Source organism: Streptomyces fagopyri (genome assembly GCF_009498275.1).
GTDB lineage: Bacteria > Actinomycetota > Actinomycetes > Streptomycetales > Streptomycetaceae > Streptomyces > Streptomyces fagopyri.
In genome coordinates, this window is record NZ_CP045643.1 from 4549872 (window position 1) to 4572354 (window position 22483).

Genomic DNA, 22483 nt, shown 5'->3' on the forward strand with positions numbered 1-22483 from the left:
CCCGCGTCAGGTGCAGGCCAACACCGTGGCCCCGCCGCCCTGTCGGCGCGTTCCATGGGACCCGGATGCCCGTGTGGACGTACGCCGAGGGGTGGACCAGCGATGAGCGAGGGAGAACGGCGACGCGTCGTGGTCGGGGTCAGCGGCTCGCTGGGCAGCCTCGCGGCCCTGCACCGGGGCGCGTTCGAGGCGCACCGCCGGGGTGCCGGGCTCGTGGCCGTGGGCGTCTGGGAACCGCCGCGGGGGGCGCTCGCGCACCCGAGTTCGATGCTCACGCCGCCCGTGGCCGAGTTCCGGCAGATGGCGGACGAACGGCTGCGCGGCGCCCTCGACGCGGCCTTCGGTCTCGCCGGGCCGGGAGTCCCCCTGCGGGTGCTGGCCGTGTGGGACCGGCCGGGGCGCGCCCTGGTGCGGGCGGCCGACCGCCCCGGCGACCTTCTGGTGATCGGCGCCGGACGCCGCGGCAGGATGTACCGCGCGCTGTTCCCCTCGGTGGCGCGCTACTGCCTCGCGCACGCCGCCTGTCCGGTGCTGGCCGTACCCCGCTCGCCCCTGCACCGTGAACTCGCCGCGGTACGACGCCGGGTCAGCCTGCGCCTGCCGCTGAACGCCGGCGAGCTGACGGACGACCGCCCCTGAGAGCGACCGCGCCCGGACCCCGGATCACCTCCCCGTCCGGCCCGGCCGACGACGCCCCCGGGCACGACGCCCGCGACCTGTGCCGACGCACGGCCGGCCTTGCTTGCAGACGCAAGGATCTCGTGCCTATGTTGGCGCGCATGCAGTCCTACACCATCGGCCAGGCCGCCCGGCTGCTCGGCGTGAGCCCGGACACCGCGCGGCGGTGGGCGGACGCCGGGCGCATCACCACGCGACGCGACGAGGGCGGCCGGCGTGTCATCGACGGGCGCGATCTCGCGGCCTTCTCCGTCGACCTGGCGAAGACCGGCGAGGAGGACGAGACCTCGTACACGTCGGTGCGCAACGCGTTCCCGGGCATCGTCACCGCCGTCAAACTCGGCGACGTGGCGGCCCAGGTGGAGATCCAGGCCGGACCGCACCGGCTGGTCTCCCTGCTGACCCGGGAGGCCGTCGAGGAACTCGGCCTGGAGGTCGGCATGGAGGCCACCGCCCGTGTGAAGTCCACCAACGTGCACATCGACCGCACGTAGGAGGACGACACCGCGGGCGGTGACCCCGCGCCCTCAGGACGTGGCCGGCGGCGCCGTCGCCGTCGAGTAGGAGTGCGCCCCCGTGCCGGCGAGACCGCCCCCGTCGACGATCAGGTACTCGTCCCGGATCGGTGTGCCGTCCAGCCACGACTCCAGGATCTCGCGGGTGCCCGCCGCGTAGCGGGCCTGGGCGGAGAGCGAGGAGCCGGAGATGTGCGGGGTCATGCCGTGGTGCGGCATGGTGCGCCAGGGGTGATCCGCCGGCGCGGGCTGCGGATACCAGACGTCGCCCGCGTACCCCGCCAACTGCCCGCTGCGCAGAGCCGTTTCCACCGCGTCCCGGTCCACGATCAGGGCCCGCGCCGTGTTGATCAGATACGCGCCGCGCTTCATCGTGGCGAGCAGCTCGTCCCCGAACAGCCCCTCCGTCTCCGGGTGCAGTGGAGCGTTGACGGTGACGACGTCGCAGTGCGGCACCATGTCCGCGGTGGTCGGGTGGAAGGTCAGTCCGAGCTCCCGCTCGACCTCCTCCGGCAGCCGGTGCCGGTCGGTGTAGTGCAGTTTCACGTCGAAGGGCGCGAGGCGGCGCAGCACCGCGAGCCCGATCCGCCCGGCGGCGACCGTGCCGACGTGCATGCCTTCGACGTCGTACGAACGGGCCACGCAGTCCGCGATGTTCCAGCCGCCGTCCAGGACGACCTGGTGCGAGGGCAGGTAGTTGCGGACGAGGGAGAGCGTCATCATCACCACGTGCTCGGCGACGCTGATGCTGTTGCAGTACGTCACCTCGGCCACGGTGACACCGTGCTCGATGGCCGCGTCGAGGTCGACGTGGTCGGAGCCGATCCCCGCCGTGATCGCCAGCTTCAGGTTCTTCGCGGCGGCGACCCGCTCGGGGGTCAGGTACGCCGGCCAGAACGGCTGCGAGATCACCACGTCCGCGTCGGGCAGTTCACGGTCGAAGACCGAGCCGTCGCCGTCCTTGTCGGAGGTGACGACCAGGGTGTGCCCGCGTTCCTCCAGGAAGCGCCGCAGGCCCAGTTCGCCCGTCACGCTGCCGAGCAGCCGGCCGGGGACGAAGTCGGTCGCCTCGGGGGTGGGCGTGGTCTGGCCGCCGGGGTAGTGGTCGATGGCGGGCAGGTCGTCGCGGGCGTACGTCGTCGGGTATCCGCCGGTCGGGTCGTCGTACAGCACACAGAGCACCTTGGCCATGGCGCGGCTCTCCTCAGCTCCGGTTACGGAAGGTTGCCTTCACCATCCCGGGGTCGATTCCGCAGGTCAAAGCGAACGTCGCTATACGGGGATAGCCGACGGCTATCAACTCCGGCCGGCGCCCAGGTAGCTGGTCAGCAGGGCGTCCAGCGCGTCCCGTACGCCCGCCTCGCGCGCCACCTTCAGCAGCGCCTCCGCCAGCACGGACGGAGGGTCGTCCCGGGCCACCACGAGCCCCACCCGCGGTCCGTGCGCGGGCCCTACGAGCGGCACCACCCGCATGCCCTCCGGCACCCCGAACATGTGCAGCCACGCGTGCGAGATGACGCTGGACCAGCGGCCGTTGGGCAGCTGCGCGTACAGCCCTGCCACGCTGTCGGACTCGATCGTGGGCACGGCCGTCGCGCCGTCGGCGGCGAAGCACTCGTCGATGATGCGCCGGTTGCGCATCCGGGGATTGAGCAGGCACAGCGGCAGGTCCGCGGCCCGTGCCCAGCGCGCCGTCGACGCCGTGGCCAGCGGGCCGTCCACCGGGGTCAGCAGCACGTACCGCTCCTCGTACAGCGGGAAGCGCCGTACGTGCCGCAGCGCGTCGTCGTCGAGGTACGTCATCGCCGCGTCGAGCTCGAACTCGGCGAGCCCGTGGGTGATGTCCGCGGACGACAGGGACTCGAGGCTGACCCGGGCCCCCGGGTGACGCTCGCAGAACGGAGTGGTCAGGAGCGAGGCGGCGGGCAGGGCGGTGGGCACGATGCCCAGGCGCAGGGTGCCGGTCAGGCCGCCGCGCAGCGCCGACAGTTCCTGGTGCAGGGCGTCACGCTCGGCGAGGATGCGGTGCGCCCAGGCCAGCACCACCTCGCCCTCGGGGGTCAGCCCCTCGTATCTGCGTCCCCGGCGCACGATCGGCACGCCCAGTTCGTGTTCGAGGCGGCGGATCGCGGCGGACAGCGAGGGCTGCGAGACGAAGCAGGCCGCCGCCGCGCGCGCGAAGTGCCGCTCCCGGGCCAGCGCGACCAGGTACTCCAGCTGACGCAGCAGCATGCGCGACCTCCCGCGAACGGCCGTCCGTCGACCGCCGGCGGGTCAGCGTCGCAGACGGGTTCGCGTCACGTCCATGGACGTGCGGGACCGTAGCGGCCGTCCACGTGGATGGTGTCGATGCCGCTGATGTGCCGGGCACCGCAGCGGTCCTGGGGCAGGACGAGCTGGGGGCCCGCCCGGTCCAGCGGGGTGCCGTCGATGCCGACCGCGAGGAGGACCGGGGCATGGGCGAAGTCGGGGTCGATCTCGGCCCAGGTGAGCAGGGCGTGATGCCCGTCCGCGCCGCCCACCGCGATGAGGAAGCGCAGCCGGTCCTTGCGGCGCGCGGGATCGAAGCCGGGACCGGCGTCGCGCAGCACGTCGTGCAGCAGCGGGCCCTCGAAGCGGTGGTGCCGCACGCCGCTGGTGGCGCACTCGAAGCCGACCTCGGCCCGGTGCTGGGGCCACGCCAGCAGATCGGGCACGGTCAGCCGCGCCGGGCGGGCGAGGTCCCCGGTCAGGGCGACCGTCGCGAGCGAGCGGACGGGCGGATGTGTCAGGGACGGTCTCACTGGGCACCACCTCCCGGAAACCGTACCCAGAGCGCCGTCCCGTACAAACGCACATGCGGACACCAGGTCGCCGATCACGGGGCTCATGCGATGTGACAGGAGACTTATGGCTCGCATCTGCGAAAGTATGATCAGCGTAAGCATGCCTGAGGCCTCCGAGGGAGTACACCTGTGATGACCCGATCCGCGCGCCGAACCCGCCGCACCGGCCGGATGCTGCAGGTGGCCGGTGTCGGCGCCGCCGCGCTGCTGGCCCTGAGCGCCTGCTCCTCCGGCTCCGACAGCTCCGCGAAGTCCGACAGCCCCACGAACTCCGGAACCTCCGCGAAGTCCGACAAGCTGTCGGGCACGGTGACGGTGTTCGCCGCCGCCTCCCTCAAGGAGAGCTTCACGACCCTGGGCAAGGACTTCGAGACGGCCCACCCGGGCACGAAGGTGACCTTCAACTTCGGTGGCAGTGACACCCTCGCGGCCAGCATCACCGGAGGCGCCCCGGCCGACGTGTTCGCCGCCGCGAGCCCCAAGACGATGGCCATCGTGACGGACAAGAGCGACGCCGTCGGCACTCCGGCCACCTTCGTGCGCAACCAGCTGGAGATCGCGACCCTGCCCGGCAACCCGGACAAGGTCGCCTCCCTCAAGGACCTCACCAAGTCCGGTCTGAAGGTCGTGCTGTGCGACAAGACGGTGCCGTGCGGCGCCGCCGCGCAGAAGGCGCTGGACGCCAGCAGCCTCAAGCTCACCCCGGTCTCCTACGAACAGGACGTCAAGAGCGCCCTGACGAAGGTGGAGCTGAAGGAGGCCGACGCCGCGGTCGTCTACAAGACCGATGTGAACGCGGCGGGTGACAAGGTGGAGGGCGTGGAGTTCCCCGAGTCGGCCAAGGCCATCAACGACTACCCGATCGCCCTGCTCAAGGACGCTCCCAACGCGGCCGCGGCCAAGGAGTTCATCGCGCTCGTGCAGTCCCCCGAGGGCCAGAAGGTGCTGACCGCGGCCGGGTTCCTCCAGCCGTGACCCAGCCGGACCGGGCGGACGCCGAGGTTCTCTCGCGGGGCGACGCCCCCGACGACGGACCTCGGCGTCCGCGCGTCCGGCCGCGCGTCCGGGCCGGGGGCCGAGGCGGTGTCGGGGGCGGTGTGCCGCTCCCGTTGCTGCTGCCGGCCCTCGTCGGCCTGACGTTCCTGCTGCTGCCGCTGTTCGCCCTGCTCGTGCGGGCTCCCTGGCGGGGTCTGCCGCGGCTGCTGACGAGTACCGAGGTGTGGCAGGCCCTGCAGCTCTCCCTGGTCTGCGCGACCGCTGCCACCGGTGTGAGCCTGGTCCTGGGCGTACCCCTGGCCTGGCTCCTCGCGCGCACCGACTTCCCCGGCCGGGGTCTCGTCCGCGCGCTGGTGACCCTGCCGCTGGTCCTGCCGCCCGTGGTGGGCGGGGTGGCACTGCTCCTGGCACTGGGGCGCAACGGTGTCGTCGGGCACTGGCTGGACGCCTGGTTCGGCATCACGCTGCCGTTCACCACGGCGGGGGTGGTGGTCGCGGAGGCGTTCGTGGCGATGCCGTTCCTGGTCATCAGCGTGGAGGGCACGCTCCGCGCCGCCGATCCGCGTTACGAGGAGGCGGCCGCGACGCTCGGCGCCTCCCGGTTCACCGCGTTCCGCCGGGTCACGCTCCCGCTCATCGCGCCGGGCATCGCGGCGGGCGCCGTCCTCGCCTGGGCCCGCGCGCTCGGCGAGTTCGGGGCGACCATCACCTTCGCGGGCAACTTCCCCGGCCGTACGCAGACCATGCCGCTGGCCGTCTACCTGGCCCTGCAGAGCGACCCCGACGCGGCGATCGCGCTGAGCCTGGTACTGCTCGTCGTGTCGATCGCGGTCCTCGCGGGACTGCGGGACCGCTGGATGACGGGGGCGTCATGACGGGCGTGAACCCCGCGACCGGGAAGAACACGGCGCCCGGGAACGGACCTGCCGCGCACGGCGGCCGGACCCCCGGCGACGGACGGTCCCCCGGCGACGGCCCGGAGCCGGACCGGGTGCCGGAACCGAAGCAGGTACCGGAGCCGGACCGGGTGCCGGAGCCGAACCCGGTGCCGGAGCCCAAGCAGGTACCGGAACCGAACCCGGTGCCGGAACCGAAGCAGGTACCGGAGCCGGACCGGGTGCCGGAGCCCAACCAGGTACCGGAGCCCAACCAGGTACCGGAACCGAACCCGCCGGCGCAACCGAACCCCGTGGCCGACCCCGTGGCCGACCCCGTACCGGACCAGGGTCTCGACGCCCGCCTCGTCGTCGACCGCGGCGCCTTCCACCTGGACGTGACGCTGAGCGTCGCCCCCGGCGACGTGGTCGCGCTCCTCGGGCCGAACGGCGCCGGGAAGACCACCGCGCTCCGGGCCCTGGCCGGTCTCACCCCGCTCTCCCGCAGCGGCCGGCTCCGCCTGGACGGCGTCTCCCTGGACCGCACGCCGCCGGAGTCCCGTCCGGTCGGCGTCGTCTTCCAGGACTACCTGCTCTTCCCGCACCTGACGGCCCTGGACAACGTCGCGTTCGGACCCCGCTGCCAAGGCGTGCCGAAGGCCGAGGCACGGGCGCTGGCCGCCGCCTGGCTGGACCGGATGGGCCTGGCCGACCACGCCGGCGCCAGACCGCGCCGGCTCTCCGGCGGGCAGGCACAGCGCGTCGCCCTCGCCCGCGCGCTGGCCATCCGCCCCCGGCTGCTCCTGCTGGACGAGCCGCTCGCCGCGCTCGACGCCCGCACCCGTCTCGACGTGCGCGCCGGACTCCGGCGCCATCTGGCCGAGTTCGAGGCCGTGGCCGTGCTCGTCACCCACGACCCGCTCGACGCGATGGTGCTGGCCGACCGGCTCGTCGTCGTCGAGCACGGCCGGGTCGTCCAGGAGGGGACCCCCTCGGACATCGCACGCAGGCCGCGCACCGACTACATCGCCCAGCTGGTCGGCCTCAACCTCTACCGGGGCAGCGCCGAGGGACACACCGTACGGCTGGACGCGGGCCCGGCGATCACCACCACCGAGGAGCTGACCGGCCCCGTCTTCGTGGCCTTCCCGCCCGCCGGCGTCACCCTGTACCGCGAGCGGCCGAGCGGCTCCAGCGCGCGCAACCTGTGGCGGTGCGAGGTCGCCGGCCTGGAGACGCACGGCGACCAGATCCGGGTGGACCTCACCGGTGAACTCCCCTTGACCGCCGACCTGACGACCGTCGCCGCGGCCGAACTCGGCCTGCACACGGGCGCACCGGTCTGGGCGACCGTCAAGGCCGCCCAGACACACGCCTATCCGGCATAGGACGTACCGCGCGGGACGTACGGCGAGGACGGCGAGGGCGCCGGCGACGGTTACGCGGTCGCGGTCTGCGGCACGGCGTCGGCACGCACCATCACACAGTCGAACTCGACCACCCGGCCGGTCGACTCCTCACGCGTCACCGGGTACATGCCGGAGATCTCGAACCCGGCCTCCTCGTACGTGGCGATCGCCTCCCGCATCCGCGGGCTGCCCTCGTACAGCCGCAGCGCGGCGACCTCCGACTGCATACCGACGAAGTCCGCGATCCGCTCGCCCGCGCCGGCGAACACCTCCAGGTCGTAGCCCTGGGTGTCCATCTTCAGATAGGGGCGCGGATCGGTGATCCCGTCCAGCGCCTTCTCCAGCATCCCGTCGAGCCGGCGGATCTCGATGTCCTCGGTACGGGTCTTCGCGAACCGCAGGTAGCGGTCCTTCCCGTAATCACTGGGCGGCAGAAGGGAGTTCATGGTGTTCCAGCCCACGTGGATGGACTGCGCGGAGTCCTCGCGCCCCAGCCCGACGTTGAACACCTGCCAGTCGTCGTCCTTCTTCGCCACACGCTCCAGCTTCTCGAAGGCGTCCGCGGTGGGTTCGAAGGAGACGATGCGGCCGGTGTAACCGAGCCTGCGCAGCCGGCGACCGTACTGGCCCGCGTTGGCGCCGACGTCGAAGACGCAGTTCACCCGGTACTTCTCCAGCAGGGCCGTCACGTGCTGGGTGCACAGGTACTCGGCGGCCGCGATCTGGAAGCGGCGCTCGTCGGCCGCCGACGCCGTCTCGTCGACCAGCAGCCGCCCGCCGGACTCACCGAAGGGCACGCTTCCCCAGGCGTCGCCCTGCGCCGAGGGCTCCCGGGCGACCACCCACATGTCGGCCTTCTTCTCCGGGCCGACGGGAGTGACCTCGTAGCGTCCCGCGCCGCGGGCGACCAGGTCGGCCGCACGTCCCACGGGCACGCGGGTGCGGCTGCCGCGTCGGTAGACCACCGCCGCGCCCGAGCCGAGATCGAGAACCTGCACACCTATCCGGGGGAGCAGACCGAGCATTCTTCTGTAAAGGGTCGGCATCCCCACACCCTTTCAGAATCATGCGGGTCACGGGAGTTGCTCGAACAACTTTCGCCGGAACGAACAGTGGATGACGATCACGCCCACCGGTGCGCCGCGATCACCCCACCCGCACCTCCTCGCACGGGGAGACCGGCAGTGACCGTCTCCTGTACACCGACTGCGGGTTTGTGACCCCGATTGCCGATTGCCGATCGCCGAGGGCGGGCATCACCCGGGGGCAGGACCGCCGCGCGCCGTGTCGCGCGGGGCCCGGCCGGCGGGGGTCCGGCCGCCGGGTACCTGGTGTCCTGGGAGGGGAAGTGAGGTTGTCATGCGTGCGCAGCAGCGCGCCGTCCGGCAGACCGCCCGCGTGGAGTACACCCTGCCACGCACGGCCGTTTCGGCAGGCAGGGCCCGTAGGTTGACATCGGCGTTCCTGACCCGGCCGCGTCCGCGGACGGTGCCGCCGACCGCCGACCAGGTCGACGACGCCACGCTCATCGCGTCCGAACTCGTCGCCAACGCCGTCCGGCACGGGCGTACCGGCTGCCGGTTGCGTCTGCAGGTGGGGCACGGCGGCGAAGTGACCGTCGAGGTCCACGACGACAGTCCGGGCCGTCCCCGGGTCGGCCTGGTGGACACCGACGCGGAGAGCGGCCGCGGTCTCGCGATGGTGCAGCACCTCGCCCACCGTCTGGAAGTCGTCAGCACGGGCATGGGCGGCAAGACGGTCCGCGCGGTCCTGGCCGTATAGCCCCGGCCCCGACCGGCGTCGCCACTCCCGGACCCGCGTCGTCCGTCCCCCCGGCGTCCGACCCGCAGTCGACCGACCCGCATTCGACCGACCGGCATTCGACCGTCCCTCGACGTCCGTCTGCCGGCATCCGTCTCCTGGCGTCCGTCCACGTCCGTCCACGTCCGTCCCCGGGGGTACCGTCCGCCGGGAGAGTGACGCGGGGCGGCCCGTCGTCAGGAGTCGGCCGGTGGAGGGACCGCCCGCATGTAGAGACGTGTCATGGGCTTCTTCCCGGACTCCCCTCGCGCCACCCGCGAAAGACCGTCGAGGGGCCGGCGCGCGGCCGTCGGCGTGACGGCGGCCGCGGCGGGCGCCCTGGCCGTTCTGCTGCTGGTCCCCGGAGGCGAGGACACGACACCCCGCACCCTCTCGGCGGACGAGGCCCGGCGCATGGCACTGGCTCCGTTCCGGGCCTACGAGGCCGGCCCGGCGGAGGTGACGGTGCGGCTGCCCCCGGTGGGGGAGGAGACGGGGACGGTGACCGTGCGCGCGATCGTCGATCACCGTCTGCGCCGGGCGGTGGGCGCGTGCGAGATGGTGGACGGCGCCCGCACGTCACGGGTCCTGCTCTCCTGGGACCCGGACGGCGTCGCCGAGGCCCGGCCGCGGACTCCGGCCTCGGGCGGAGCACCCGGACGCACGACGCGGGACCCCGCACGGGAGGTCGTGACGACCGCGGCGCAGGCCGTCCGCAGGGCACGCGCCCTGGAGCCCGGCCGGTGGACCCGCCGCCCCTACTCCACCAGCCCGCTGGACCGCGCCCTGCGCCTGGTGGTGTCCGTGGCCGCCGACCGCCCCGGGGACGCGCGGCGGCTCGCCCGGTCGGGGCCGCTGTGGCTGCGCGAGGAGCACCTGGACGGCCACGGGTACGGCGTCTTCTCCGGTCCCCGCGCCACCGCTTCGCCCGCCGACCCCTCTCCCCTCACCTACTGGATCGGCGCCGGGGGCGATCTCCGCCGCGTGACCGCACGGGTCACCCCGGGTCATTACGCGACGGTGGACTTCGTGGCGGCCCGGGTGGCCACGGGGGTGCCGGGCACGCCCTGGGAGAGGAGGTGAGGAACCCGCCGGTGAACGGCGGGACCGGGACGGCGCTTACGCCGGGTCGGCCCAACTGGGTACGGCGGTACGGGCAGGCGCGGCAGCGGGCCGGCACACGAAGCCGAGCCGGGTGAGCGCACGGGCCACCTCGGCCTCGGTGAAGTCACGGCGGTCCTGCCTGGTGATGACCTCGCCCACCTGCTTGACGGGGTAGGCGTGCGGCCCGACGACCACGGAGCCGGCGGTGACGGACTCGGGCTCGACGCCCGCCATCGAGTGTTCGACCTCGCTCTTGGTGAGGTCGAAGGGGAATCGGGCGATCACACAACGCATGGTGCCTCCGCGGGATGAAGTTCCGTGGCCCGGAAACTGGGCGAGGCGGGCCGGATAGTGGGCACGGCGGACAGAAAATTCGCCGGAAATTCAATCCGGGACGAAACCAGCCGGGGGACGGTGCCCGGGGGATGAAACGAAAAAGCAGGTGGCCGGGACCCGCACCTCATGGTGCAGGTCCCGGCCACCTGTAGCATCGGCCGACTCAGAAGTCAGGCGTCAGCGGGTCCCGGACTAGGCGGGGACGATGTTCTCCGCCTGGGGGCCCTTCTGGCCCTGCGTGACGTCGAAGGTCACCTTCTGGCCTTCCTGGAGCTCACGGAAGCCCTGGGTGGCGATGTTCGAGTAGTGGGCGAAGACGTCGGCGCCGCCGCCGTCCTGCTCGATGAAGCCGAAGCCCTTTTCCGCGTTGAACCACTTCACGGTGCCAGTAGCCATGTCAATCTCCTTCGGGGCAAAGCTCGAGGACCCACACTGTGCGGGTCCGCGTCGCCGCGATGTTGCCCCCTCCGGATAAAACCGGAAATTCAGAAGCGACCGACCGGTACGGACCGGGAAGTACGCTCCAAGACTTTGGGAACCACAACTGCAACTGATATCGACACTAGCACGCCGGGCTCCGGAAGGGCGGCGCACTATCTCACCGCACTCCGGGGAATAAGGAACTGCCCCCTCGGCCGAGTCATTTTCTATCGCGGCCATGACAGATATTCCGAGCCCTCCCGCACCGGATCTCCCGCCCGGTGGCCAGGTGGCCCTTACGGACAGGCCGCGGAGCCTGGCCTCGGGGCGCGACGCGCCGCCGGGGCCGTCCGCCGCCGTGCCGGCGCGAGAGACGGGACCCGTCCGGCGTGTCGCGGCCGGCGTCCGAAGAAGCCGCGCCGCTCGCCGAACCGCCTGCCGCTCCGTCCCCGTCCCCGGTGCCACCGCGCCACCGCGCCGCAGGCTCGAGTTGCCGCCCCGCGACGGGCGGTGTGCGCTGGAGACCGGCCGAAGGCCGCCCGGCCGAAGGGATGCGCCCCGTACGAGACGGGACGCACCGCGTACGACCGGGGACACCCCGGACGGCACGGGACACCCCGGTCGGCACGGGGCCTCCCCGCCACAGGGGCGGTGAACGCCGCGCAGAGCGGCCCGTACGACGCAGGAGAGCGCATGACGAGCGAGCCCGGTGCGGTGTCCGAGACCTTCGCGTTCGCGTGCCGGAACTGCGGGCACACCTGGGAGGCGGTGTTCCAGGTCATGTTCTTCACCGATCCGACCGACGCCGCCGGGCTGCACACGCAGGAGTACGTCGACGAGGACGGTGTCGCGATCAGGTCGCCGCTGGCCGACGCGGTGTGCACACGGTGCGGGAGCCGCCGGGTGCGGGTGACGACGCCGGACGGCGGGCGGCCCGCCCACGACCCGGCCGGCTGACGTCCGGCACGGCGGGTCACCCGGACGGGCCCGGTGCGCTGGTGGCGCGCCGCACCCGGTGGTGGCGTGGGAGGAGACATCGCGCCCGCCGTCAGGAGGCCCACGCCGTGAACCGTCCGCCGCACCGCCCCGCCTCCGTCCTCCCGCCGTCCCTCGCACCCCGGCTGCTGGTCTGTGCCGTGACGGTGGGCGTGCTGTGGTCGGCGGCCGCGTGCTCGACCGGTGACGGGGGTTCGGACCGTACGGTCCCCGCCTCCCCGCTGGCCGAGGTCTCGCCCGGCGCGTCGTCCGCCACACTCACCGTGGCCCAGGCCAAGGCCGCGCTGATCACCAACGCGGACCTGCCGTCGCAGTGGTCGGGGACGTCGGGTGCGGCGACCTGGCGGGACGGCCTGCTCAAGAGCAAGGTCGACGCGTCGGGCTTCGGCTCGGACAAGAGCGCCGCCGCCGACTGCCAGAAGCTGCTCGACGGCCTCTACGCCGAGGAACTGCTCGGCAAGCCGAAGGGGACCAAGGCCGTCACCGGTTTCGACGACAGCGACAACCAGGCGCAGATGCACTACCAGGTCGCGGAGTACGGGCAGTCGGAGCTGACCGGACAGCTGGCGTGGCTGGCCACGCTGCCGCAGACGTGCGCCGAGTTCACGGCCGTCGACGGGCAGGGCGGCCGGCAGAACGTCCAGGTCGTCTCGGCGCAGCTGCCCGACGAGGGGGACGCCCGGCAGGGGCTGCGGGTGACCATGAACGGGCAGCTGGACGGCGATCCGTCGACCCTGACGCTCGACGTCGCCGCCGTACGGGTCGGCGACAGCGCCCTCTTCCTCACCAACGGCGGCCTGAACGGCGCCGAGTCGGACTCCACGGCGCAGGCCGTCCAGCAGGGCACCCCGCGACTGCGGCAGGTGCTCGAAGGAAAGACACCGGCCGCCAGCCCGACGAACTGACGACGCCGAGGGACCACGGTCCGGCGGTCCCGGAAGGCCCAGGTGTACCGGTCCGGTCCAGTCGGCCGGCCCAGGTGTAGCGGTCCGGTCCGGCCGGGTGCGGCGCGCCGATCGAGTCGCACCGTGCCGGTCAGGACGTACCGGTCGTACCGAGCGCTACTCCATCCGCTCGACCGCGTCCTTCGCCTCCTTGAGGCCCACACCCGTGAACTCCCGGTACGCCTTGATCGCCTGGATCTTCCTGCCGTCACGCGCGAGCGCGGCCACCTGCTCCAGCTCCGGCTCGTTCTCCTGGATGCCCAGGTGGCCGAGGATCAGGTCGAGTTTGCGCTCGACGCGGGCGATCCTGCGGTCGGTGCGGCCCAGCCTTCCCTCCAGCCCCGCGTAGCTCGCGAAGACGACCATGGCGAGGGCGAAGAGCCCGAGTATTCCCATGCGCCCGATCCTAGGGATGCGCTCCGGCGTCCACGCCCATACGGCGCAACAGGCCCAGGAGTGTGATCCGTTCCTCCTCGTCGAGCGGCGCGAAGGACGCGGCGAGCACCTCGACCGCGACGGCACGGCCCGCCTCCAGGGTCCGTTCGCCCGCCTCGGTGAGGTGGTGCTCGATCCGGCGGCCGCGACCCTGGCGCCGCTCGACGAGGTGCTGGGCGGCGAGCCGGCCGGCCAGCGTGCCGAAGGACTGGTCACCCTGGAAGGTCGCCATGGCCAGCTCGTGCGCGGAGGCGCCCGGCGACCGGGCGATGGCGCGCAGCGCGTCCCACTGGGCGAGGGTCGTGCCGACCGCCGCGAGGCGGGTGTCAAGCGCCCGGTGGTGCCGGTACTGCGCCTCCTTCACGGCGCGCCCCAGTGTTTCGAGGTCGACCGCGCCGCCCGGGTGAGCGTCCACGCGCTTCGCCTGCTCAGTCGTTCCGCCAGTCATGTCACGAGTCATGGCACCAGCCTAAGTCTTCGAATACGCTTGCGTATATACGTATGCGTATATACAGTGGGGCGCATGGCCGACACCGAGATCCGTACCGCCCGCACCCGTATCGTCCGCACCCGCCCCGACCTGCCGCTCACCCTCACCGAGAGCGGCCCCGAGGACGGCCCCGTCGCCCTCGTGCTGCACGGCGGTGGCGGCCCCGCCACCGTCCAGGGCATCGCCGCCCACCTGGCCGCCCGGATGCGGGTCGTGGTGCCCACGCACCCGGGCTGGAACGGGACCGAACGCCCCGGCTGGTTCACCGGCGTGGACGACCTCGCCCTCGCCTATCTGCACTGGCTCAGGGACGAGGACCACCGCGACGTCCTCGTCGTGGGCTCCTCGCTCGGCGGCTGGACCGCCGCCGAGATGGCCCTGCGCGACGACGGCGACCGCATCACCCGTCTCGTGCTCGTCAACTCCGCCGGTGTGGACGTACCGGGCGAGCCGATCCGCGACGTCTTCGCCCTCGACCCGCGCGAGATCGGCGCGTACTCCTTCCACGACCCGGCCCGCTTCGCCGTGAACCCCGCCACCCTCACCGAGGAACAGATCACCGCCCAGAAGGCCGACATGGCGACGCTGCGGGCGCTGTGCGGCGACCCGTACATGCACGACCCGAAGCTCCTGAACCGCCTCGGCCGGATCCGGATCCCGGCGCTCGTGCTGTGGGGCGAGAGCGACCGCGTCGTGACGCCCGCGTACGGACGGGCGTTCGCGGCGGCGTTCGCCGACGCGCGGTTCGTGTCCGTGCCCGAGGCCGGTCATCTCCCGCACATCGAGCGGCCCGCGGCGACGTTCGGCGCCCTCGACGCCTATCTGGCCGGGACGGCCGTCGCGACGGGCTGACGCCCCGACGAGGGGCGCGCGCCCGTGCCCTCGGCCGCCGGGGGAACGGTGTCCGCCCCCGCCGTGGACCGTCCGGAGGCCGTGTCCCCCACCTCGACGACCGCGCCCGGGTCCAACCGCCCGTACAGCCACCGCGCGTCGGCCGGCCGCAGCCCGATCCAGCCACCCGTGACGTCGTAGTTGCCGGGAGCCTTCTGGTCGGCGGAGAGGGCGCCGACGAAGTTCGTCGTCCCGTCCGCGGCCCGCAGTTCGATCACCCAGGACACCTTCAGCCCGTAGACGCCCTTCAGCCCCACCTCCACGGCGGGCACCACCCGGACGTCCTGCTTCGCCACGACCTCCATCCGGCCCGTCGGGGTGCGGTGGCCGGGCATACCCGAGGAGATCGGCATGTGGCGGCCCGAGGCCGTGAGCGACCGGCGGGCGAGATCGACGGTGGCGCCGGCCGCGACGGGCCTGCTGGGCGGGGCGGTCGGGCTCGCGGCCGGGGACGGGCGCTCCCGCGTCCCGCCGTCGCCGAGGTTCAGGGCCAGCAGCACCGCCAGGCTCGCGGCGGCGCAGGCCCCGGCGAGGGACACGGCGACGGCCGTACGGCGGCGGCGGCGCCGGCGTACCGCCCGGAATCGGATCTCGGCCCCGGAGACCAGCGGCAGCGCCTCCCCGGAGGCGGCCAACTCGCGCATGTCGGTGGCGAGTCCGGAGGCGAGTTCATCGGACACGGTCGTCCTCCCTCTTCTCCTCGTCCGCGGCGGCGGCATCTGCGACGGCGGCGACAGCGGCGGCTGACGGGACCGCCGGGCGGGCGGAGCGCTTCCCTGTGTGCGCCGTTCGCCCTCCGTGCGCCTTCTTCCCCCCGTCGGGGGCCTCCCACTCCTCCACCGCGAGTTGCCGGGCCAGTGCCGCCCGGCCGCGGGACAGCCGGGCCTTCACCGTCCCCACGGGGGCCCCGGTTTCGGAGGCTACCTGCTCGACGCTGAGGTCGCACAGATGGTGCAGGACCAGCGCCATCCGCTGCGCCTCGGGCAGTGTGCGCAGTGCGGCGACCAGCGCCGTGCGCTCCGGATCGGGTCCCGGAGTGTGCTCGGGCGGCAGGGTGCGGCGTACGAGTTCCAGCCAGCGGCGCGCACGACGCCAGCGGCTCACCGCGAGCCGCATCGCCACGGTCCGGATCCACGCCTCCGGCGCCCCGTCGGCGAGGAACTCCCGCCGCCGGTCCCAGGCGCGCACGAACGCCTCCTGGACGACGTCCTGCGCCTCGCCGTGGTCCCCGGTGAACGCGAAGAGCTGGCCGGTGAGCCGGGGGAACGCGGCGGCGTAGAACGCGTCGAACTCTTCCTCGGTCATGCCTCCAGCAGCTTCCTCGGTCGTGCCCCCGCCGGACGTTCCGGAATTTCCGCGGTCCCGTGCAACCCGGCGATCCGCGCCGTGCGTACAGGTCCCGTACGCCGCACATCGAAACACACCGCAGGGGGAACAGGATGACGAGCGGAGCCAGGAGCCGTCGCCACATGGCCGGTTGGGCCACGGTCGTCGTCCGCGCCGACGAGCCGCGGGCCGTCGAGGACGGGCGCACCCGCACCGCCCCGGTCACGGCGGGCGCGCCGGGCACGGCCGGCCCGTACGGGGCGACGGCCGTCCCCGGCAGGGCGGCCGGGGTCTTCACGGACTCGCGGACCGCGGGTCATGGCACCGCCTGCGCGGACCGGGTGCGGTGCCGGGCTCGGTGGCCGGCCCGGTGCCGGGCGGGAAGCGCGCCCAAGTGGTCCCGGTCCGGGCTCGATCCGCCAAAGCCACACTTCACAGCGGGAGTTGCCTGCTCGTGAACGCCCGCGACACCGGGGACGAGGTCCACGCCCGGTCCGGGTCGCGCTGAATCCGCGGGCGGGAGAGCCGGGTTGTTCAGGTCTCGGCTCCCCCGCACCGCACCTCCCCACGTACCCGAGACTCCGAGGGACCGCCGGTCGTGCCCCACATCCCATCCGACGCCTCATCCGACGCCTCGTCCCACATACCCGCCGGTGAGGGCGGCCTTCCGGCCGTGACCGGCCGGGAGGGCGACTTCACGACGTACGCCGCCGCGGCCTGGCCCCGCCTGGTCCGCACCGCGCACCTGCTCACCGGCGACCTCCGGGAGGCCGAGGATCTCGTCCTGGCCACGCTGGCCCGGGTCCGCGTCCGCTGGCGGCGCATCCCGCGCGACGACGTCGCCTTCTACGTACGGCGCTCACTGGTCGACCACCACCTCGGCCGTGCCCGGCGCAGACGTGTCACGCGGCTGCCGGCGTCCTTCCTGCCCGGGCGGTCACGGCGGCCCGCGCCCGACCGCGCGGAGGCGGTCACAGTGGCTGTCACCGGGGCCGACATGGCGACAGCCGCGCATGCCGACATGGAGGCCGCCACGGAGCGGGGCTTTCCCGGCCGACCCCCCACAGCGCGCTCGGCACTGCCGGCGCTCTCGGCGCTCTCGGCGCGGCAGCGCGTCGTGCTGGTGCTGCGCTTCGACGAGGGCCTGGGCGAGGCCGAGACCGCCCAGCTGCTCCGCTGCTCCCCCGGCGCGGTCAGGGCGCTCGCGCGGCGCGGCCTGGAGGCCCTGTGCGCCGATCCCTCCTTCGCCCCTCGCTCTGTCGCCCTCGGAGCCCGCTCATGAGCCGTCACCGCAGGTCCGCGGATATGCCGGCCGGGGCCGAACGGCTGCGCGAGGTGTTCGCCGATGCCGCCTGCGACGTGGCCGCCTCGCCCGTCCCGCTGGCCGCCGTCGAGCGGGCCGCAAGGCAGCGCGGGCGGCGCCGCGCGGCCATCGTGCTGGGGTCCGCCTGCGCGCTGCTGGTGGTTCCGGCGGTCGCGGTGGCGCTGCGCGCGGGCGTCGGCGCGGGGGCGGACGCGACGCGGTCGACGGGCTTGTCCGCCGGGCCCCGGGGCTCGGTGCGGGTGGTGGCGCCCGGGGAACGGGTGCGGGTCGCGTCCGGCGTCAAGATCTGGCTCACCGAGGACGGCGGGCACTGGACCTCGCCCGGGAACGCGGCACCGCGCTTCCGTGGCGTCCGGGCCGCCGGCACGGACCTCGGCACACCCGGCGTCACCGTCCAGGAGGAGCGTGCCGGCGACTACGGCTACTTCGTGTCCGGCGTCTACCACGGCAGGGGGGACGCGGCACGTGTGCGGATCGAGACCGCGGCGGGCGATGTCGACGGCACGGCGCTCACCCTCGCGGGCAGCCCGCACTGGGGCGTCTGGTACGCGCTGGTCAAGCCGACGGACCCGACCGACCCGATGAAACCGATCAGACCGATCAGACCGATCAGACCGACAAATGCGCCGGAGCCACCGGCGCCGGCGGAGAAACCGAGGGCGTGGAAGGTGTCGGAGATGCCGGAGGCACAGGGGATGCGGGGGACTCTTGCGAAACGACGGTTCTCCGACGGTCTGACGAAGAGAGTCACGGTGTACGACTCCGCGGGCAAGGTGATCGCGACCATGGAGTACGCGACGTGAGCGACGAGAACGACGGCACCGGCGGAAACACGGTCGCGAGCCGTCCCGGGCGGACCGGACGGACCGGACGGGCCGGGCGGGCCGGGCGGGCCGGGCGGACCCGGGCCGCGGACGCGGCCGGGCGGCCGCGTGTGGGCCTCCGGCCGGACGGCAGGGCTCGCGGGGACGGGGTTCGCGACCGGAGCCGGCACCCGGGCGCGGCAGTGGGCGCGGAAGCGGGCACGGGCACAGAGGCGGAGACGGACGGGAAGCCGGCCCGGAACGGAAGGAACCGCGGGTCCCGGGGCCGGCGCGGGCTGCGGGGCGGTCTGCGGCGCCGTATGGCCGACCGCCGCATCCGGGTCCGCCGTACCCGTGGTCGCCGGGTGCGCCGCGCGCTGATCGTCCTGCTCACCGTCGTCGCCCACGTCGTCGCCGCGGTCCTCGTCGCGTACCACGTCACGGTCATCCCCGAACCGCACCCCGAGACGGCGATGCAGAGCACCGTCTTCGTCGACGACGACGGCGACTACCTGGGCCGGCGCGGCCCCGTCGACCGTCAGGAGGTACCTCTCTCGCAGGTGCCGACGCACGTGCGGGAGGCGGTGATCGCGGCGGAGAACCGCTCCTTCCGTTCGGACACCGGAATCTCCCCGAAGGCGATCGCCCGCGCGGTCTGGGCGACGGTGAGCGGCGGCGGACGGCAGGGCGGTTCCACGATCACGCAGCAGTACGTGAAGAACGCCCTGCTCAGCCCGGAGCAGTCGCTGTCCCGCAAGGCGCGCGAGGCCCTGATCGCGATCAAGCTGGACCGGACCCGCTCGAAGGACGAGATCCTGGCGGGTTACCTCAACACGGTCTACTTCGGCCGGGGCGCGGCCGGCATCCAGTCCGCCGCCCGGAACTACTTCGGTGTGGACGCGAGGAACCTGACCGTGAGCCAGGGCGCGGCGCTCGCGGCCGTCATCAACATCCCCTCGTACTACGAGAAGGCCGGCTCGGACCCCGCGGTGACGGCGAAGCTGGTGGACCGCTGGGCCTGGGTGCTGGACGCGATGGCGGACAGCCGTGCCATCACCGCCGCCCAGCGCGCCGCGGCCCGCTTCCCCGCCTTCCGCTTCTATCCGCCGGGCGACACGGACGGCCAGCGCCAGTACCTGATCGACGTGGCGTCGGCCGAGGCCGCCGACCGGCTCGGCATCACCGAGGACCAGCTGGCCCGCGGCGGCTACACGGTCCGGACCACCTTCGACCTCACGGCACAGGACGCGACGGCGGAGCTCGCGGGCGACGCACCGCCGGCCGAGGGCGGCGTCCGGCTGCACACGGCCGTGGTGGCCCTGGCCCCGGGCGACGGCGCGGTCCGGGTCCTGTACGGCGGCGCGGACTACGCCCGCCAGCCCTTCAACGACGCGGTGGACGGCGCGGTGGAGGCGGGTACGGCGCTGGAGCCCTTCTCCGGCACGAAGCTGCTGCCTCCGCTGGCCGGCCTCGCGCGCACCGCCACCCCGACGCCGCTGCGGCTGGCCTCCGCGTACGCGACCGCCGCGGCGCACGGTACGTACGCGAAGCCGTACACGGTCGCGAGGATCACCCGCGCGGGCCGCACCCTCTACCGAGCCGAACCGAACACCAGTACGGCGATAGCGGAGGGTGGCGCCGGGGTGTTGACCAAATTGATGCAGAGCCGGACCGGCGGTCACCCGGCCGTCCTCACGGGCGCCGCCGGCCCGCGCACCCTCTGGGGGACGACCTACGACGAACACCTCACCGTCACCGTCGCTCTCTTCGCGGAACACCCGGCCAAGGGCCGGAAGGCCGCCCGTCCGGCGCCGCTCCCCGGCACCGCCGAGGCGCTCCGCGTCCACATCTCGGAGGGCGTCTGGGCCAAGATCACCGGCACCTCCGGCGACCCCTCTCCGGCCGAAGAAGGAAATCCGGGGCTTCCGAACGGCCAAACAAAGCCCATACTGGCTACACGATGACGAAACCCTCCGCGCCCCGGCGCCACCTGCCCACCAGCCCCTTCGCTGCCCCGGTCGTCCCCGTGGCCAAGGAATTCAGCCTCGGAGACCGCGTCTCCCACGACCAGTTCGGCCTGGGCACGATCATCGGCGTCGAAGAGGGCATCGCCATGCTCGTCGACTTCGGCTCCCGCCAGGCCCGCATCCTCAGCCCCTACACCCGGATGGACAGGCTCTGACCTGCACGTTGCGCAGTACCCGCACCGCCGTCGCCGCCCGCGACGCGTGCAGTACCCGACCCGACTGACACCACCGGACCCGGCCACCTCACCCCGCGGCTGCCCCATCCGCAGGTTGCCGGGTTTTCGGTGTGCGACGGTCCAGGTGGACCACCACTTGCGTGTGAAAGCGGTCGACCGAGTCGCCGACGCTGCGGATGAACCCCGATTCGGCGTTGCCCCGGGTGTTTCCCATGCCGCGGAACAGGGAGAGCCGGAAGCCGGTGATTCGGGCGCCGTTCGCCGGGACGATGTCCGCGGGTTCGGGACGCAGGCGTTCCAGGGTTCCTCGCGGGCCGCCGGTCTGCCCCTCCACGAGTGTCTCGACGTGCAGATCCGCCGGTGCCTCGTCGAGTTGCCGAACGAGCCGCTTCGCCCAGGTGAGCGGATAGCCCGCTTCGGGCGCCGGGATCTCGATCGACGTCCTCAGTTTCCCCGTCCGCAGATCCGCGCAGAGCGCGAGGATGCCGGGTGTTCCCTCGATACGCAGTTCGGCGTCCAGTTTCCCGTCGCTGCACAGCCGGTCCGCCAGGGCCGTGCGCCGCGCCCGGGGGTCCGTACCGCGTTTGGCCCGCTGGACGGGGAGCACCTTCTGCCCCAGTTCGCCGCCCAGCCGTAGACACACCTGCCGCACGAGCCGCTCCCAGCTCTCGACGACGTCCACCGCCCGCGGATCTCCCTGACACAGGGTCTCGTCGTCGATGCCGTTGCGCACGGGCACCCAGGCCGGACCCATGTTCTGAAAGCCGTGGCAGCCGGAGTTCTCGTGCTGGAGGTAGTGCAGCAGTTCCTGGAGCAGCCAGGCGTGTGCGGCGTTGCCGACGCCCTCGTGGCGGATCAGCATCTGAGCCTGATGGGTCACCTCGGCCCAGGACAGATGCCACAGCGCCACCTTGTTCTTGCGCCGGCCGTCCGCCTTGACGGCGACGAGCGGGCTCCCCTCCAGCTCCACGTCGTTGGACAGGGTGATCACGGCCTCGTATCCGCGCCGGGCGGCGATGTCTGCGTACGCCTGGACCTGGTCCGGCTTGAGGGCGTTCCCGTTCGTCTTGGTCTCCACGAGCGCGGTCCACAGCTTCCCCGCACGTTCGACACGGATCACACCGTCCGGCCGTCGCGGCGAGTCCCCGTGCGGCAAGGAGACCTCGGTGAACGTCTCCGTACGGCCGGCCGGCGCCCCGAAGGCAGCGGTCAGCCGGCGGCCGAACTCCGGCACCTGCGCCATCACCGACAGCAGCACGGAAGTCGCCCTGGTCTCTCGCTCGCGGTCGCTCTTGAGAGCGGACACCGGAAAGAGCCGGGCCGACCGCCAGGAATCGTTCTCGGCGAGTGACTTCTTGGCGACCCTGGGCAGCGTGACCCTCTTCTTGGCGGTACGCGGGCGGGGCACGGCCCTGACCGCGACGGCGACCGCCGCCCGCGCCGGCTCGGAGACCGTGCGCACCTCGACGGCCTCGACGGCCACCATCTCGTCCTCGGGCCGCTCGGACTCCGGGGCGTCGTCGATGTCGACGCCGAAGTCGGTGGCGAGTCCGGCGAGGCCCGACTCGTAGCCCTGCCCGATCGCCCGGAACTTCCAGTCCCCGCCACGGCGGTAGAACTCGCCGAAGAGCAGCGCGCCGACAGCCCCGGCACCCTCGACAGAGAATCCCAGCAGACTCTCCCCGGAGGCGTCCGCGAGGGTCAGCCGCAGATCCTGCAGGTCCCCGAATCCGGCTCCCGTATAGCGGCTCGCGGCCACGACGATCTGTTCGACCTCCGGCGGGATGGCGTTCAGATCGAAGGTGATCCGGTCCTCGTCACCCTCGGCCGTCGGCGCCTTGCCCAACAGCTGCACACTCCCGTCGGGCGCCACCGGGTTGTTGTAGAAGTAGAAGTCCGCGTCACTGCGTACTTTGCCGGCGGCGGTGAGCAGCAGCACGGAGACGTCCGCGTCGCCCTCTCCCGTGGGACTGCTCCAGCTCAGGCTCACCAGCACGGAACCGACGTCCGCGCTCAAGGAGCTCAGACCGATGTTGCCGCCCTTGACCATCTCGTGCACGAGGCCCCCCAGATGCACAGCCGCCCAGGTGCCCCCCGGCGGCCTGTTCTTGTC

The 22483-nt window shown here is 73.0% G+C and carries 25 protein-coding genes; 14 read left to right on the forward strand and 11 right to left on the reverse strand.

What is annotated here, in order from left to right:
• Nucleotides 1–102: 102 nt before the first annotated feature.
• Both GFH48_RS19500 and GFH48_RS19505 read left to right on the forward strand, forming a co-directional pair.
• Nucleotides 103–639 (forward strand): universal stress protein, encoded by a 537-nt coding sequence (locus tag GFH48_RS19500; RefSeq protein ID WP_194280622.1) that lies wholly within the window; start codon nt 103–105, stop codon nt 637–639.
• Nucleotides 640–779: 140 nt separating this feature from the next.
• A complete protein-coding gene (locus GFH48_RS19505) occupies nt 780–1172 on the forward strand; it encodes a TOBE domain-containing protein (RefSeq protein WP_153289487.1) in 393 nt (130 codons plus the stop codon).
• 33 nt (nt 1173–1205) lie between these two features.
• Here the strand turns inward: GFH48_RS19505 and GFH48_RS19510 are convergent, their stop codons facing one another.
• The 3 genes from GFH48_RS19510 to GFH48_RS19520 form a co-directional block, all read right to left on the reverse strand.
• Complete coding sequence (locus tag GFH48_RS19510; protein ID WP_153289488.1) at nt 1206–2384, reverse strand: NAD-dependent formate dehydrogenase; 1179 nt, start codon at nt 2382–2384, stop codon at nt 1206–1208.
• Nucleotides 2385–2489: 105 nt separating this feature from the next.
• On the reverse strand, nt 2490–3425 hold the full coding sequence (locus GFH48_RS19515) for a LysR family transcriptional regulator (RefSeq protein ID WP_153289489.1): 936 nt from the start codon (nt 3423–3425) through the stop codon (nt 2490–2492).
• Between the two features lie 65 nt (nt 3426–3490).
• Entirely contained in the window at nt 3491–3976 is a 486-nt protein-coding gene (locus GFH48_RS19520; protein WP_228120707.1) for a molybdopterin-dependent oxidoreductase, read from the reverse strand.
• A gap of 174 nt (nt 3977–4150) precedes the next feature.
• Here GFH48_RS19520 and modA point away from each other — a divergent pair, with 174 nt between their 5' ends.
• The 3 genes from modA to GFH48_RS19535 all read left to right on the forward strand — a co-directional run bounded on the left by modA (nt 4151) and on the right by GFH48_RS19535 (nt 7277).
• Complete coding sequence (gene modA, locus GFH48_RS19525; RefSeq protein ID WP_153289490.1) at nt 4151–4993, forward strand: molybdate ABC transporter substrate-binding protein; 843 nt, start codon at nt 4151–4153, stop codon at nt 4991–4993.
• The gene (gene modB, locus GFH48_RS19530; protein WP_153289491.1) at nt 4990–5889 is read left to right on the forward strand and encodes a molybdate ABC transporter permease subunit; all 900 of its coding nucleotides are present in this window, start codon (nt 4990–4992) and stop codon (nt 5887–5889) included. Before modA ends, modB begins: the two co-directional genes overlap by 4 nt.
• A gap of 314 nt (nt 5890–6203) precedes the next feature.
• The gene (locus GFH48_RS19535; RefSeq protein ID WP_153293005.1) at nt 6204–7277 is read left to right on the forward strand and encodes an ABC transporter ATP-binding protein; all 1074 of its coding nucleotides are present in this window, start codon (nt 6204–6206) and stop codon (nt 7275–7277) included.
• Nucleotides 7278–7327: 50 nt separating this feature from the next.
• Here the strand turns inward: GFH48_RS19535 and GFH48_RS19540 are convergent, their stop codons facing one another.
• Nucleotides 7328–8344, reverse strand: a complete 1017-nt coding sequence (locus tag GFH48_RS19540; protein ID WP_153289492.1) for an FkbM family methyltransferase — start codon at nt 8342–8344, stop codon at nt 7328–7330.
• Nucleotides 8345–8657: 313 nt separating this feature from the next.
• Here GFH48_RS19540 and GFH48_RS19545 point away from each other — a divergent pair, with 313 nt between their 5' ends.
• Both GFH48_RS19545 and GFH48_RS19550 read left to right on the forward strand, forming a co-directional pair.
• The gene (locus GFH48_RS19545; RefSeq protein WP_228120718.1) at nt 8658–9080 is read left to right on the forward strand and encodes an ATP-binding protein; all 423 of its coding nucleotides are present in this window, start codon (nt 8658–8660) and stop codon (nt 9078–9080) included.
• Nucleotides 9081–9341: 261 nt separating this feature from the next.
• Nucleotides 9342–10181 (forward strand): hypothetical protein, encoded by an 840-nt coding sequence (locus GFH48_RS19550; protein ID WP_153289493.1) that lies wholly within the window; start codon nt 9342–9344, stop codon nt 10179–10181.
• Nucleotides 10182–10217: 36 nt separating this feature from the next.
• Here the strand turns inward: GFH48_RS19550 and GFH48_RS19555 are convergent, their stop codons facing one another.
• The gene (locus tag GFH48_RS19555; protein WP_153289494.1) at nt 10218–10496 is read right to left on the reverse strand and encodes an SCO5918 family protein; all 279 of its coding nucleotides are present in this window, start codon (nt 10494–10496) and stop codon (nt 10218–10220) included.
• A gap of 234 nt (nt 10497–10730) precedes the next feature.
• On the reverse strand, nt 10731–10934 hold the full coding sequence (locus GFH48_RS19560; protein ID WP_010986199.1) for a cold-shock protein: 204 nt from the start codon (nt 10932–10934) through the stop codon (nt 10731–10733).
• Nucleotides 10935–11651: 717 nt separating this feature from the next.
• Between GFH48_RS19560 and GFH48_RS19565 the strand changes: the two genes are divergently transcribed.
• Together GFH48_RS19565 and GFH48_RS19570 are read left to right on the forward strand one after the other, a co-directional pair.
• A complete protein-coding gene (locus tag GFH48_RS19565; RefSeq protein WP_228120721.1) occupies nt 11652–11915 on the forward strand; it encodes a hypothetical protein in 264 nt (87 codons plus the stop codon).
• Between the two features lie 107 nt (nt 11916–12022).
• The gene (locus GFH48_RS19570; protein WP_228120724.1) at nt 12023–12859 is read left to right on the forward strand and encodes a hypothetical protein; all 837 of its coding nucleotides are present in this window, start codon (nt 12023–12025) and stop codon (nt 12857–12859) included.
• 156 nt (nt 12860–13015) lie between these two features.
• Here GFH48_RS19570 and GFH48_RS19575 read toward each other — a convergent pair whose 3' ends face one another.
• Both GFH48_RS19575 and GFH48_RS19580 read right to left on the reverse strand, forming a co-directional pair.
• Nucleotides 13016–13294, reverse strand: a complete 279-nt coding sequence (locus tag GFH48_RS19575; protein WP_153289495.1) for a ribosomal protein L7/L12 — start codon at nt 13292–13294, stop codon at nt 13016–13018.
• A 10-nt stretch (nt 13295–13304) separates the two neighbouring features.
• Entirely contained in the window at nt 13305–13748 is a 444-nt protein-coding gene (locus GFH48_RS19580) for a MarR family winged helix-turn-helix transcriptional regulator (RefSeq protein WP_228120726.1), read from the reverse strand.
• 108 nt (nt 13749–13856) lie between these two features.
• Between GFH48_RS19580 and GFH48_RS19585 the strand changes: the two genes are divergently transcribed.
• Nucleotides 13857–14675 carry an alpha/beta fold hydrolase gene (locus GFH48_RS19585; RefSeq protein WP_153289496.1) on the forward strand — a complete coding sequence of 273 codons (819 nt, stop codon included), beginning with the start codon at nt 13857–13859 and terminating at the stop codon, nt 14673–14675.
• On the opposite strand, the gene GFH48_RS19590 is transcribed toward GFH48_RS19585, so the two are convergent.
• A complete protein-coding gene (locus GFH48_RS19590) occupies nt 14642–15394 on the reverse strand; it encodes a L,D-transpeptidase (protein ID WP_228120728.1) in 753 nt (250 codons plus the stop codon). The genes GFH48_RS19585 and GFH48_RS19590 overlap by 34 nt on opposite strands.
• A complete protein-coding gene (locus GFH48_RS19595; RefSeq protein WP_407698647.1) occupies nt 15384–16019 on the reverse strand; it encodes a SigE family RNA polymerase sigma factor in 636 nt (211 codons plus the stop codon). The genes GFH48_RS19590 and GFH48_RS19595 overlap by 11 nt, the downstream gene beginning before the upstream one ends.
• 619 nt (nt 16020–16638) lie before the next feature.
• On the opposite strand from GFH48_RS19595, the gene GFH48_RS19600 reads away from it, so the two are divergent.
• The 4 genes from GFH48_RS19600 to GFH48_RS19615 all read left to right on the forward strand — a co-directional run bounded on the left by GFH48_RS19600 (nt 16639) and on the right by GFH48_RS19615 (nt 20349).
• Nucleotides 16639–17322, forward strand: a complete 684-nt coding sequence (locus GFH48_RS19600) for a sigma factor-like helix-turn-helix DNA-binding protein (RefSeq protein ID WP_228120731.1) — start codon at nt 16639–16641, stop codon at nt 17320–17322.
• A complete protein-coding gene (locus tag GFH48_RS19605; protein ID WP_153289497.1) occupies nt 17319–18167 on the forward strand; it encodes a hypothetical protein in 849 nt (282 codons plus the stop codon). Before GFH48_RS19600 ends, GFH48_RS19605 begins: the two co-directional genes overlap by 4 nt.
• A 320-nt stretch (nt 18168–18487) precedes the next feature.
• Nucleotides 18488–20131 carry a transglycosylase domain-containing protein gene (locus GFH48_RS19610; RefSeq protein ID WP_153289498.1) on the forward strand — a complete coding sequence of 548 codons (1644 nt, stop codon included), beginning with the start codon at nt 18488–18490 and terminating at the stop codon, nt 20129–20131.
• Entirely contained in the window at nt 20128–20349 is a 222-nt protein-coding gene (locus GFH48_RS19615) for a hypothetical protein (protein ID WP_101399314.1), read from the forward strand. The genes GFH48_RS19610 and GFH48_RS19615 overlap by 4 nt, the downstream gene beginning before the upstream one ends.
• A gap of 88 nt (nt 20350–20437) precedes the next feature.
• Here GFH48_RS19615 and GFH48_RS19620 read toward each other — a convergent pair whose 3' ends face one another.
• Nucleotides 20438–22420 (reverse strand): TerD family protein, encoded by a 1983-nt coding sequence (locus GFH48_RS19620; protein ID WP_194280867.1) that lies wholly within the window; start codon nt 22418–22420, stop codon nt 20438–20440.
• Nucleotides 22421–22483: the final 63 nt, after the last annotated feature.

Bases quoted from the DNA above. Each gene is read 5' to 3' on its own strand.
- GFH48_RS19615 (WP_101399314.1), top strand. From the start codon at position 20,128: ATGACGAAACCCTCCGCGCCCCGGCGCCACCTGCCCACCAGCCCCTTC.
- GFH48_RS19505 (WP_153289487.1), top strand. From the start codon at position 780: ATGCAGTCCTACACCATCGGCCAGGCCGCCCGGCTGCTCGGCGTGAGC.
- GFH48_RS19550 (WP_153289493.1), top strand. From the start codon at position 9,342: ATGGGCTTCTTCCCGGACTCCCCTCGCGCCACCCGCGAAAGACCGTCG.
- GFH48_RS19595 (WP_407698647.1), bottom strand. From the start codon at position 16,019: ATGACCGAGGAAGAGTTCGACGCGTTCTACGCCGCCGCGTTCCCCCGG.
- GFH48_RS19585 (WP_153289496.1), top strand. From the start codon at position 13,857: ATGGCCGACACCGAGATCCGTACCGCCCGCACCCGTATCGTCCGCACC.
- modA (WP_153289490.1), top strand. From the start codon at position 4,151: ATGACCCGATCCGCGCGCCGAACCCGCCGCACCGGCCGGATGCTGCAG.
- GFH48_RS19515 (WP_153289489.1), bottom strand. From the start codon at position 3,425: ATGCTGCTGCGTCAGCTGGAGTACCTGGTCGCGCTGGCCCGGGAGCGG.
- GFH48_RS19510 (WP_153289488.1), bottom strand. From the start codon at position 2,384: ATGGCCAAGGTGCTCTGTGTGCTGTACGACGACCCGACCGGCGGATAC.
- GFH48_RS19555 (WP_153289494.1), bottom strand. From the start codon at position 10,496: ATGCGTTGTGTGATCGCCCGATTCCCCTTCGACCTCACCAAGAGCGAG.
- GFH48_RS19620 (WP_194280867.1), bottom strand. From the start codon at position 22,420: ATGGTCAAGGGCGGCAACATCGGTCTGAGCTCCTTGAGCGCGGACGTC.
- GFH48_RS19575 (WP_153289495.1), bottom strand. From the start codon at position 13,294: ATGGGAATACTCGGGCTCTTCGCCCTCGCCATGGTCGTCTTCGCGAGC.
- GFH48_RS19545 (WP_228120718.1), top strand. From the start codon at position 8,658: ATGCGTGCGCAGCAGCGCGCCGTCCGGCAGACCGCCCGCGTGGAGTAC.
- GFH48_RS19500 (WP_194280622.1), top strand. From the start codon at position 103: ATGAGCGAGGGAGAACGGCGACGCGTCGTGGTCGGGGTCAGCGGCTCG.
- GFH48_RS19610 (WP_153289498.1), top strand. From the start codon at position 18,488: ATGGCCGACCGCCGCATCCGGGTCCGCCGTACCCGTGGTCGCCGGGTG.
- GFH48_RS19605 (WP_153289497.1), top strand. From the start codon at position 17,319: ATGAGCCGTCACCGCAGGTCCGCGGATATGCCGGCCGGGGCCGAACGG.
- GFH48_RS19565 (WP_228120721.1), top strand. From the start codon at position 11,652: ATGACGAGCGAGCCCGGTGCGGTGTCCGAGACCTTCGCGTTCGCGTGC.
- GFH48_RS19560 (WP_010986199.1), bottom strand. From the start codon at position 10,934: ATGGCTACTGGCACCGTGAAGTGGTTCAACGCGGAAAAGGGCTTCGGC.
- GFH48_RS19540 (WP_153289492.1), bottom strand. From the start codon at position 8,344: ATGCCGACCCTTTACAGAAGAATGCTCGGTCTGCTCCCCCGGATAGGT.